This is a genomic window from Neisseria flavescens (assembly GCF_005221285.1).
Classification (GTDB): domain Bacteria; phylum Pseudomonadota; class Gammaproteobacteria; order Burkholderiales; family Neisseriaceae; genus Neisseria; species Neisseria flavescens.
On the sequence record NZ_CP039886.1, the window covers coordinates 1,158,322 to 1,170,936 of the forward strand.

At 51.3% G+C, this 12,615-nt stretch carries 7 protein-coding genes and 1 pseudogene; 3 read left to right on the forward strand and 5 right to left on the reverse strand.

Going from position 1 to position 12,615, the window contains the following annotated elements:
* Positions 1-17: 17 nt before the first annotated feature.
* From FAH67_RS05980 to FAH67_RS05990, 3 genes are read right to left on the reverse strand one after another with little or no spacing between them, the layout of a single operon-like run.
* A complete protein-coding gene (locus FAH67_RS05980; protein ID WP_112890818.1) occupies positions 18-1,424 on the reverse strand; it encodes an efflux transporter outer membrane subunit in 1,407 nt (468 codons plus the stop codon).
* Positions 1,425-1,480: 56 nt separating this feature from the next.
* Positions 1,481-4,693: an efflux RND transporter permease subunit gene (locus FAH67_RS05985; protein WP_003680560.1), complete on the reverse strand. Its 3,213-nt coding sequence runs from the start codon at positions 4,691-4,693 to the stop codon at positions 1,481-1,483.
* A gap of 11 nt (positions 4,694-4,704) precedes the next feature.
* Positions 4,705-5,973, reverse strand: coding sequence for an efflux RND transporter periplasmic adaptor subunit (locus FAH67_RS05990; RefSeq protein ID WP_003680561.1), 1,269 nt, complete (start codon positions 5,971-5,973; stop codon positions 4,705-4,707).
* 226 nt (positions 5,974-6,199) lie between these two features.
* On the opposite strand from FAH67_RS05990, the gene mtrR reads away from it, so the two are divergent.
* Positions 6,200-6,835, forward strand: a complete 636-nt coding sequence (gene mtrR / locus FAH67_RS05995; protein WP_003680562.1) for a multidrug efflux system transcriptional repressor MtrR — start codon at positions 6,200-6,202, stop codon at positions 6,833-6,835.
* Positions 6,836-6,900: 65 nt separating this feature from the next.
* Here mtrR and ettA read toward each other — a convergent pair whose 3' ends face one another.
* Complete coding sequence (gene ettA, locus FAH67_RS06000; RefSeq protein ID WP_039863922.1) at positions 6,901-8,577, reverse strand: energy-dependent translational throttle protein EttA; 1,677 nt, start codon at positions 8,575-8,577, stop codon at positions 6,901-6,903.
* 183 nt (positions 8,578-8,760) lie between these two features.
* Positions 8,761-8,901, reverse strand: a complete 141-nt coding sequence (locus FAH67_RS11515) for a hypothetical protein (protein ID WP_157749798.1) — start codon at positions 8,899-8,901, stop codon at positions 8,761-8,763.
* Between the two features lie 15 nt (positions 8,902-8,916).
* Here FAH67_RS11515 and FAH67_RS06005 point away from each other — a divergent pair, with 15 nt between their 5' ends.
* A complete protein-coding gene (locus FAH67_RS06005) occupies positions 8,917-10,269 on the forward strand; it encodes an SLC45 family MFS transporter (protein WP_003680566.1) in 1,353 nt (450 codons plus the stop codon).
* A 74-nt stretch (positions 10,270-10,343) separates the two neighbouring features.
* A pseudogene (locus FAH67_RS06010) lies at positions 10,344-12,609 on the forward strand (glycoside hydrolase family 65 protein).
* Positions 12,610-12,615: the final 6 nt, after the last annotated feature.

Genomic DNA, 12,615 nt, shown 5'->3' on the forward strand with positions numbered 1-12,615 from the left:
TCTTAGCAGGCAAATACTTATTCGGCAGCTTTGGTTTCGCGTTTCAAACCACCGCCAAGTGCTTTATACAAGTCGGCAAGATTTTCCAACCGGGTCAGCTGATTGGCCAAAAGAGCAGTTTCTGCGCTGTAACTGCTGCGCTCTGCATCCAGCAAATCCAATGCGCTGGATACGCCATGTTTGTAGCGCAGGCTGATGAGGCGTAGGCTGTCGTTGTAGGCACGGCTTTGTTTGCTCAAAGCGGCATAGCTTTTATCCAGCTGTTCACGTGCAACCAACGCATTGGAAACGTCTTTGAATGCGGATTGAACAGCGGCTTCATAAGCAACGATTTGTGCCTGTTGGCGCAGTTTGGCTACGTCAAGATTGGCTTTGTTTGTGCCCCAGTCAAAGATAGGCAGAGTGATTGACGGTGCAAAAGCCCAAATACCCGTGCCGCTCTTAAACAGGCCGCTCAACTCGCCGGAAGCGGTACCGACCGAACCGGTCAGGCTGATGCGTGGGAAAAACGCCGCACGAGCCGCGCCGATATTGGCATTGGCTTGTTTGAGCGCGTGTTCGGCCGCACGGATATCCGGACGGTTGAGCAACACGTCCGAACTCAAACCGGCAGGCAGTTTGGTCATTTTGAACTGCTTGCTCAAAGGTAAACCGGCAGGCAAGTCTTCAGGCAAAGGTTGATTAATCAGCATAGCCAAGGAATTGCGTGCTTGCTCGCGATTTTTCACCGCGGATGCGTAATCGGCTTTGGCCGATTCAATCAGCGCTTCCTGTTGGCGCAAATCAACGGCAGAAATCACGCCGGCCTTATGGCGTAATTGCGAGAGCTTGTAAGTCGCTTCACGGGTTTGCAACACGCGTTGTGCCAATGCCATGGTTTCTTCGGCATAGCGTTCGTTAAAGTAGGCTTTGGCAACGGTAGAAATCAAGGTCAGATGGGCGGCATCGCGGTTAGCGGCCACATTGAAATAACCTTGCAACGCGGCTTCGCTGGTGCTGCGGACACGGCCGAAGAGGTCGAGTTCATAAGAGGCTGCGCCCAAACCCACGCTGTATTGGCTGCTGACGCTGCCGCCGCTCAAGCTGCCTTGACGCGAACCTGTACCGCTGGCATTGACGGTTGGCAACAAGTTATTACGCGCAATCATATATTGCTTGCGGTAGATTTCCGCATTCAGCGCGGCTGTACGCAAATCGGTATTGCGTTCCAATGCGATGTCGATCAGGCGGTGAAGGCGCGGATCGGCAAAGTAATCTTGCCAACCCAATTCGGCGGCACGGATACCGTCGTCAACGGTGTCGTATTTAAACGTATCGGCCACGGCAACTTGGGGCTGCTCATATTTCGGCATCATGGTACAGGCCGACAAAGCCACGGCGGCGGCAACAGCGGTCAGTACAGGTTTGAATGTAATCTTCTTCATTTTAGAATCCTTTAGCATTTTGAGGCCGTCTGAAAAGTTTTCAGACGGCCTTTGCTTTAGTGCTTGTCTGAATCGTGTTTACCGTCTTCAATCATGCCGGCTTCAGCGGCGTGTTTGGCGGCCATCTCATGCTCGTGTGCAGTTTCCTTGAAGAATTTGCGCACAACCACATAGAACAAAGGCACAAGGAACACAGACAGAATCGTACCGATCAACATACCCCAGAACACGGTCGTACCAATCGCACGTTGACTGGCGGAGCTTGCACCGCTGGCAACATAGAGCGGTACCACGCCCAAGATGAAGGCGAACGAAGTCATGATAATCGGACGGAAACGCAAGTGTGCGGCGGCAAGCGCAGCTTCAAGCGCGCTCTTGCCTTGCGCTTGCAGGTCTTTGGCAAACTCGATAATCAAAATCGCGTTTTTCGCACTCAAACCCATCACCGTAACGAAACCGACTTGGAAGTAGATATCGTTGGCGTATGCCGGAATACTGCCCAGCAAGGCTTCAAACATGTTACGGCCGGTCACGCCCAATGCCGCGCCAATCAAGCCCAACGGAATCACAAGGATAACCGCCAACGGGATAGACCAGCTTTCGTACAAAGCAGCCAATACCAAGAATACAGCGGCAGCGGCCAATGCGTACAACACGACAGTTTGCGAGCTACCCTTGGCCTCTTCACGAGACTGACCGCCCCATTCCAGACTGTAACCGCCGCCCATTTCATCAACCATTTGCTGTACCGCAGCCATGGCCTGACCGGAAGATACGCCATTAACAGGCGAGCCGGAAAGCTCCATTGCCGGATAACCATTGAAGCGGACGCTTTGTTCCATACCGTTTTCCCAAGAAACAGTAGCAATGGTAGAAAGCGGTACGGCAACGCCGGATTTGTTCGGCACGGTCAGGTTCAGAATATCGGCAGGCTGCATACGGGCACTCGCATCAGCTTGTACCATCACGCGTTGCAGACGGCCTTGATTCGGGAAGTCGTTTACATAAGACGAACCCAAAGCAGAAGCCAAAGCAGTACGGATATCAGAGAACGAAATACCTTGTGCGGCTGCGGCAGAGCGGTTGATGTCGATTTTTAACTGCGGCGCATCTTCCAAACCGCTCGCACGAACAGTCCTTGGGTTAAACAAACCGCTTTTGCGCATTTTGTCAATCAGCTCATTGCGCTTGGCCAATAATGCAGCATGGCCGCTGTTGTTACGGTCTTGCAGATAAATCGTCAAGCCGGAACCTGTACCCAATTCCATAATGGCAGGAGGCACAATTGCCAAACCGAAACCGTCTTTCAGCGTAGCCATCATCATGCCGGTCAACTTACCGGAAATAGAAGTCGCATCGCTGCCCGGAGCAGTACGTTCGCTCCAGTCTTTCAGAATGACAAAGCCCAAAGCCATGTTTTGACCTGAACCGCTAAAACTGAAGCCGGAAACGGTAATGATGTTCTCGATCTCAGGTACAGATTTTGCCAGTTGAGTGATTTGAGCCAAAGTTGCATCGGTACGCTCTTTGGTCGCACCGGCAGGCAGCTGTACGCTTAACATCAAGTTACCTTGGTCTTCAGTCGGCAAGAAGGAAGTCGGCAGACGCATAAACAGGAATACGCCCACAACAGTCAAACCAATATAGACAACCATCATGCGCAAAGTCTTGCGCAAGACTTTGGCAACCCAGCCTTCGTAGCCGTGTGTCCAGTTGTCGAATTTCTTGTTAAACCAACCGAAGAAACCTTTTTTCTCTTCGTGATGCCCCTTCTGAATCGGTTTGAGCATGGTGGCACACAATGCCGGAGTCAGCGTCAAGGCAAGGAATGCGGAGAATGCAATCGACGCCGCCATGGTTAAAGCGAACTGTTTGTAAATATTACCGGTTGCACCGCTAAACATTGCCAGTGGAACAAATACGGACATCAACACGGCAGTAATACCGATAACCGCGCCGGAAATCTGACCCATTGCTTTTTTGGTTGCAGCCTTAGGCGATAAACCTTCGCTCGCCATAATACGCTCAACGTTTTCAACGACCACAATCGCGTCATCGACCACAATACCGATCACCAATACCATCGCAAACATGGTCAATACGTTAATCGACATACCCATGTATGAGATGAAGGCAAAACCGCCCAACAGGGAAATCGGTACGACAATGGTCGGAATCAGCGTATAGCGGATGTTTTGCAGGAAGAGATACATCACCAAGAATACCAATACGATGGCTTCCAAAAGTGTATGGATCACTTTCTCAATCGAAATTTCCACAAATTTGGAAGTATCGTAAGGAACTTTCCAGCTCATGCCGTCTGGAAAATACTTCTGCAAAACCGCCATTTTTTCTTTCACGGCAGTCGCCGTTGCCAAAGCGTTACCGCTGTTAGACAGCATCACTGCCATACCGGTGGTATTCACGCCGTTCAAGCGGGTGGAAGAAGAATAGTCCTGCATACCCAAGCTGACTTTGGCAACGTCTTTCAGATAGACATTCGAGCCGTCGGTATTGGATACCAAAATGATATTGCCAAACTCTTCAGCAGTGCTCAGCTGACCTTGCGCCGTCACAGTTGCCGAAATGGTCTGACCTGCAGCCGCCGGCAAAGAACCGATAGAGCCTGCAGAAATTTGGATATTTTGAGTAGCCAGTGCATTGGTTACCGTTGCAAAAGACAGGTTGTAGTTTTGCAGTTTTTTCGGGTCAACCCAAATACGCATAGCGCGTTGCGCACCGAACAATCGAACCTGACCCACGCCGTCGATACGTTGCAACTCAGGCACGATATTGCGTTGCGCGTAGTCATTCATCTCCTCAATGGATTGCCTTTCGGAAGAAAGCATCACTATTTGCAAGAAGTTGGAACGCGCCTTAGATACGATTACACCATATTGTTGTACGGTAGAGGGCAATGTAGACAATACTTCCGACAGTTTGTTCTGTACGTCTACTTGTGCCAAATCTTCATTGGTTTCCGGTGTAAACGTCAGACTCACGCTGCCGCTGCCGCTGGAATTGGCAGAAGTCGTCATATAGTCCAAACCTTCCACACCGTACATATTACGTTCGATAACGGCAAGCACGCTGTCTTCCATTACCTGAGCAGAAGCACCCGGATAAGTAGCAGTCAAAGTAATGGTCGGCGCTGCAACGGACGGATATTGGGAAATCGGCAGTTTTTGAATACCGAAAATACCCGCTGCGATGATAAAAATCGCAATAACCCATGCAAAGATGGGGCGGTCAATAAAAAACTTAGACATTCACGCATTCCTTATTTGGCTTCAGATGCAGCTTTAGCTTCAGGCTTGGCCTCGGATGCAGCCTGGCCGTCTGAAACTGCCGGTGTTGCCGCCGCAGCGTTTGCAGGCGGTGTCCATTCTTTCGGCGTTACCTGTTTAGCACCCGACATAGCGGCAATGCTGATGCCTTCAACAATCACTTTGTCGCCATCTTTCAGGCCGTCTGTAATAACCCAGTTGGTACCTTGCTGTTGGGCAACGGTCACGACACGCGCTTCCATTTCATTCTTGTCATTCACCACCATTACCGTATCTTGCGAACCGCGGGTAACTGCTTGTTGTGGCACTACAAATGCATTATCTACTGCCACTTGTTCCATCAACACTCGCACATACAAGCCCGGCATCAAGATATTTCTGTCGTTAGGAATGGCGGCGCGCAAGGTAATTTGACCGGTTGTTTCGTTGACAGTCGGATCTGCAAACAGCAGACGGCCTTTTTCAGGGTAAACCGTACCGTCGTCAAATTTGATATCCACTGCAATCGCGCCGTTTGCCGCCAACAATTTGCCTTCGGCAACCTGTTGACGCAGCTTCATGACCTCACTCGCAGACTGGGTAACGTTGACATACATCGGATTGGTTTGTTGAATGGTGGCTAAAACAGTGGTATCGCCGGAATTCAACAGCGTACCTTCAGAAACTTTAGATTGACCGATAAAGCCGGAAATCGGCGCAGTAATGCGGGAGCGGTTCAGGCTGATACCGGCAGATTTGATAGCTGCTTGAGCGGATTTGACGCCTGCCTCTGCTGAACGCTTGGCCGTTACGGCTGCATCATATTCTTGTTGGCTGATGGCATCGGCGGCAACCAGCGGTTTATAGCGGGCTAAGTCGGCATTCGCTTTAGCCAAAGTAGCTTGCGCACTTGCCAACTGGGCGCGTGCGCTTTCTAAATTTGCTTCATAAGTTGAGCTGTCGATTTGGTACAAAGGCTGACCGGCTTGCACATAGCTTCCCTCTTGGAACAGGCGTTTTTGCAGAATACCGCCGACTTGGGCGCGAACTTCGGCAGTACGCAATGATTCCAGACGGCCCGGCAACTCGGTTGTCAATGCAACAGTTTCCGGATGCACAGTAACCACGCGGACTTCAGGCGCAGGTTGTTTTTGCTGTTGCTGACTGCCTTGCGCCTGTTGGCCGGCTGCTTTTTCATCGCCTTTGCCGCAAGCGGAAAGTGCCAGCGCAGTAGCTGCTGCAATTGCCGCGACACGCATCATTTTAGAAGCATAAAGAGCCATAATTTTCCTATCTCTATGATAAATAAGGGTTTGACTAATTAAAAATTGATTACTTTAATCTCATATTTCACAAACAGAAATTGCCTGTTTTTATGAAAAACAGGCCGATTATATAGTGTTGAGAAGCACTATCAAGTACTAAATTAAATTATACATACATTCTTGCATGTTCAGAAGTAATTTTTTATAATCCGAACCATAAATTTACATTTCCTACAAAAAAACCATGAGAAGAACCAAAACCGAAGCCTTAAAAACCAAAGAATATCTCATGCTTGCCGCATTAGATACGTTTTATCGGAAAGGCATTGCCCGCACCTCGCTCAACGAAATCGCCCAAGCTGCAGGCGTAACGCGCGGCGCGCTGTATTGGCATTTCAAAAATAAAGAAGATTTGTTTGACGCCTTGTTCCAACGGATTTGCGACGACATCGAAAGCTGCATGAAAGAAGACTCGAACAACAATAACGAACAGGCTTGGCCAAGCTTCCGCCTGACCCTGACCCGTTTTTTCGAGCGCCTGCAACACAACGAGCTTCACTACAAATTCCACAGCATTTTGTTTTTAAAATGCGAACACACCGAGCAAAACGAGGCGGTCATTGCCATCGCTAAAAAACACCAAGCGCTATGGCGTGAAAAAATTGTTGCCGTCCTGACTGATGCGGTACAACAAAAAGCGTTGGCGGATAATTTGGATATCGATATGGCGGTCATCTTCATCAAGTCTTCATTAGACGGCTTGATTTGGCGCTGGCTTTCTTCAGGTCAAGGCTTCGATTTAGAGCAAACCGCCCCCCGCATGATTGAAATCATCATTGATACATTGGAAAACCATCCGCAATTAAGAAAACAATCATAAACATCAAAAATAAAAGGCCGTCTGAAACATTAAAAGTTTCAGACGGCCTTTTGATTCAAACCTGCTTAACGTGTTACCGGTTTGTAACGGATACGTTTCGGTTTCGCGCCCTCTTCGCCGAGTCGGCGTTTCTTGTCGGCTTCGTATTCCTGATAGTTGCCGTCGAAGAACACCCATTTGGAGTCGCCTTCACACGCCAAGATATGCGTAGCGATGCGGTCGAGGAACCAGCGGTCATGCGAAATCACCATCACGCTGCCGGCAAATTCCAGCAATGCGTCTTCCAGCGCGCGCAGGGTTTCCACGTCGAGGTCGTTGGACGGTTCGTCCAGCAGCAACACATTGCCGCCGCCCAACAAGGTTTTCGCCAAGTGCAAACGACCGCGTTCGCCGCCGGAAAGGTTGCCGGCGATTTTGCTTTGGTCGCTACCTTTGAAATTGAAACGCCCCAAATACTGGCGGGCGGGGATTTCAAACTGTCCGACCTGCAAAATGTCGCGGCCTTCGGCAATGTTGTCGAATACGGTTTTATCGTTTTGCAAACCTTCACGGCTTTGGTCAATCAGGCTCATTTTCACGGTTTGCCCGATTTTCACTTCGCCGGAATCGGGCTGCTCTTTGCCCGAAATCATTTTGAACAGCGTCGATTTACCCGCGCCGTTCGGGCCGATGATGCCGACAATCGCGCCCGCAGGCACTTTGAAGCTCAAATCGTCAATCAGCACTTTATCGCCAAACGATTTGGAAACGTTCACAAATTCAATTACTTCGTTGCCCAAACGCTCGGCAACAGGGATAAAGATTTCTTGCGTTTCATTGCGTTTTTGGTATTCGTAGTTGCTCATTTCCTCGAAACGCGCCAAACGCGCTTTGGACTTGGCTTGGCGGCCTTTGGCATTTTGGCGTACCCATTCCAATTCCTGCTTCATCGCCTTCACGCGCGCGGCTTCGGATTTCGCCTCGTTTTCCAAGCGTTTTTCTTTCTGCTCCAGCCAAGACGAGTAATTGCCTTTCCACGGAATACCGTGTCCTCGGTCGAGTTCCAAAATCCATTCGGCGGCGTTGTCGAGGAAATAGCGATCGTGCGTTACCGCAACGACTGTGCCGGGGAAGCGCACCAGGAATTGCTCCAACCATTCCACCGATTCCGCATCCAAATGGTTGGTCGGTTCGTCCAGCAGCAGCATATCGGGTTTGCTCAACAAGAGTTTGCACAAAGCGACGCGGCGTTTTTCACCGCCGGACAGATTGCCGATTTTGGCATCCCATTCCGGCAGGCGCAGCGCATCGGCGGCGATTTCCAATTCGTGTTCCGCACCGCCGCCCGTGGACGAACCCGCCGCGATAATCGCTTCCAAGCGGCCCTGTTCTTCCGCCAGCGCGTCAAAATCCGCATCGGGATTGGCGTACTCGGCATACACTTCTTCCAAACGTTTCTGCGCCGCCGCCACTTCGCCCAAACCGCTTTCCACTTCCTCGCGCACGGTTTTCTCAGGATCAAGCTCCGGCTCTTGCGGCAGATAGCCGATTTTGATGCCGCCCATCGGCACGGCTTCGCCCTCAAATTCCTTATCCACACCCGCCATAATCCGCAGCACGGTGGACTTGCCCGCGCCGTTCAAACCGAGCAGGCCGATTTTCGCGCCGGGGAAAAATGAAAGGGAAATGTCTTTAATGATGGTTTTTTGCGGCGGCACAACCTTGCTCACGCGCAGCATAGAATAGACGTATTGTTGGGACATAGTTTTCTCGTTTCCGTCAAACAAATTTCAGACGACCCATTTTAACCTATTGCCCCAATACTTGCTTGTTCAAATGCCGTCTGAAAATAGAAATAAGCATCAAAATATACACCAAGCCGAACCGATACCCTCACTGCCCGACGGTATCAATGCCAAACCGCAGAAAATTTGATTTAAGCCAGTTTATCCTTGAACTGGCATTGCCAATATCCGGCGCGCTTCATAAAATGCACCTATATCCTTAAAAGTACGCACACAAACAATAACGATAGAAAACACCACACCAAGAACCATTTCTGGTTTTTCAATAAAAATACTTTTCAAAAAAGGATTTACCTTATGTCGGAAAATACGCAAAAAACAGCAAAACAAGGTTTGCCGTCACTGGCAAAAAGCACGATTTGGATGTTGAGCTTCGGCTATCTCGGCGTTCAGACGGCCTTTACCCTGCAAAGCTCGCAGATGAGCCGCATTTTTCAAACGCTAGGCGCAGACCCGCACAATTTGGGCTGGTTCTTTATCCTGCCGCCGCTGGCGGGGATGCTGGTGCAGCCGATAGTGGGCTACTACTCAGACCGCACTTGGAAGCCGCGCTTGGGCGGCCGCCGCCTGCCGTATCTGCTTTACGGCACGCTGATTGCGGTTATCGTGATGATTTTGATGCCGAACTCGGGCAGCTTCGGTTTCGGCTATGCGTCGTTGGCGGCCTTGTCGTTCGGCGCGCTGATGATTGCGCTGTTGGACGTGTCGTCGAATATGGCGATGCAGCCGTTTAAGATGATGGTCGGCGACATGGTCAACGAGGAGCAGAAAAGCTACGCCTACGGGATTCAGAGCTTTTTGGCGAATACGGGCGCGGTTGTGGCGGCGATTCTGCCGTTTGTGTTCGCGTATATCGGTTTGGCGAATACCGCCGAGAAAGGCGTTGTGCCACAAACCGTGGTCGTAGCATTCTATGTGGGCGCGGCGTTATTGATTATTACCAGTGCGTTCACAATCTTCAAAGTCAAAGAATACGATCCGGAAACCTACGCCCGTTACCACGGCATCGATGTCGCCGCGAATCAGGAAAAAGCCAACTGGTTCGAACTCTTAAAAACGGCACCTAAAGCGTTTTGGACGGTTACTCTGGTACAGTTTTTCTGCTGGTTCGCCTTCCAATATATGTGGACTTACTCGGCAGGCGCGATTGCGGAAAACGTCTGGCACACCACTGATGCGTCTTCCGTAGGTTATCAGGAGGCGGGCAACTGGTACGGCGTTTTGGCGGCGGTGCAGTCGGTTGCGGCGGTGATTTGTTCGTTTGTATTGGCGAAAGTGCCGAATCAATACCATAAGGCGGGTTATTTCGGCTGTTTGGCTTTGGGTGCGCTCGGTTTCTTCTCTATCTTCTTCATTCACAATCAATACGCACTGATTCTGTCTTATACCTTAATCGGCATCGCTTGGGCGGGCATCATCACTTATCCGCTGACGATTGTAACCAACGCCTTGTCGGGCAAACATATGGGCACTTACTTGGGATTGTTTAACGGCTCTATCTGTATGCCCCAAATCGTCGCTTCACTATTGAGCTTCGTGCTTTTCCCGATGCTGGGCAGCCATCAGGCAACCATGTTCTTGGTTGCAGGCGCGGTCTTGCTGCTGGGAGCCTTCTCAGTATGTCTGATTAAAGAGACCCACGGCGAATAATCCATCAATACCATCGGCAAAGGCCGTCTGAAACCTTTGCCGAACTTACAATTTTAATAACAGGAGCTTCATAAATGTATACAAGAATTATGGAAATCAGCCCTTGGACGCTGCGTTCGGCAAAGCTGGAAAAAGAACACAAACGGCTGCAAGAGAGCCTGACCAGCTTGGGCAACGGCTATATGGGTATGCGCGGCAGCTTTGAGGAAACCTACTCCGCCGACAGCCACTTGGGCACCTACATCGCCGGCGTGTGGTTCCCCGACAAAACCCGCGTCGGCTGGTGGAAAAACGGCTATCCCAAATATTTCGGCAAAGCCATCAACGCGCTCAATTTCAGCAAAGTCAAAATCTTTGTCGACGGGCAGGAAGTGGACTTGGCGAAAAACGGTGTTGCCGGCTTCTCCGTCGAACTCGATATGCAGCACGGCGTGTTGCGCCGCTCGTTCACCGTATTTGGCGTGCGTTTCGATGTGTGCAAATTCCTGTCCGTCGCGCAAAAAGAGCTGGCGGTTATCCGCTGGGAAGCCGTATCCGTTGACGGCAAAACCCACCAAGTCCGCATCGATTCCATCATCGATGCCGACGTGAAAAACGAAGATTCCAACTACGAAGAAAAATTCTGGCAGGTATTGGACAAAGGCGTTTCAGACGGCCTCTCCTACATTGCCGCCCAAACCGTCGCCAATCCTTTCGGCGTGGAACAATTCATCGTCAACGCCGAGCAAACCTTCGCCGGCAGCTTCAAAGCCCTCGGCGGCAGCCAAACCGACTGGCAGGTCTCCAATTCTTTTGAATCCGAAGTCGGCAGCACACCCGAAACCTTTGAAAAACGGGTTATTGTTACCACCAGCCGCGATTATCAGGGCTTGGAAGCAGTGAAAGCCGCAGGCTGCGCCTTGTCGGAAAAAATCGCAGGCGTTGCGTTTGAAACCTTGCTGGACGCGCACAAAGCAGGCTGGCTGCACCGTTGGGAAATCGCCGACGTGGTCATCGAAGGCAGCGACGAAGCACAGCAGGGCATCCGCTTCAACCTGTTCCAACTGTTCTCCACCTACTACGGCCTACGGCGAAGACGCGCGCCTGAACATCGGCCCCAAAGGCTTTACCGGAGAAAAATACGGCGGCGCAACCTATTGGGATACTGAAGCCTACGCCGTACCGCTCTACCTCGCACTGGCAGAACCCGAAGTTACCCGCAACCTGCTGCAATACCGCCGCAACCAACTGCCGCAGGCGCAGCACAACGCGCACGAACAGGGCTTGGCGGGCGCACTCTATCCGATGGTAACGTTTACGGGCATCGAGTGCCACAACGAATGGGAAATCACCTTCGAGGAAATCCACCGCAACGGCGCGATTCCCTACGCCATCTACAACTACACCAACTACACCGGCAATGAAAGCTATCTTGCCAAAGAAGGCTTGGAAGTCTTGGTCGAAGTGTCCCGCTTCTGGGCGGACCGCGTCCACTTCTCCAAACGCAACGGCAAATACATGATTCACGGCGTAACCGGCCCGAACGAATACGAAAACAACATCAACAACAACTGGTACACCAACACCCTCGCCGCATGGGTATTGGACTACACCCGCGAAGCCCTAGCGAAATACCCGCGTCCGGATTTAAACGTGCGTGCCGCCGAGTTGGAAAAATGGGCGGACATCAGCGCGAATATGTACCGTCCGCATGACGAAGAACTCGGCGTATTCGTGCAGCACGACGGCTTCCTCGACAAAGACATCCGCCCCGTGTCCGCGCTTTCGCCCGACGATTTGCCGCTCAACCAGAAATGGTCGTGGGACAAAATCCTGCGTTCGCCCTTCATCAAACAGGCGGACGTCTTGCAAGGCATCTACTTCTTCGGCGACCGTTTCAATATCGACGAAAAACGCCGCAATTTCGACTTCTACGAACCGATGACCGTGCACGAAAGCTCGTTGTCGCCGTGTATTCATGCCATCCTTGCCGCCGAACTGGGCAAGGAAGAAAAAGCCGTGGAAATGTACCGGCGCACCGCCCGTCTGGACTTGGACAACTACAACAACGACACCGAAGACGGCCTGCACATTACTTCTATGACCGGCTCGTGGCTCGCCATCGTCCAAGGTTTCGCCCAAATGAAAACTTGGGGCGGCAAACTCAGCTTCGCACCGTTCCTGCCGGGCGCGTGGACAGGCTACGCCTTCCATATCAACTACCGAGGCCGTCTGATTAAAGTCGCCGTCGGCAAAGAAAACGTCGTCTTCACCCTGCTCAAAGGCGAGCCGCTCGATTTGCAGGTGTACGGCAAAGACATCACGCTCAACGGCAGCCACACTGTCGCGTTGGAAAAATAAGGAGGG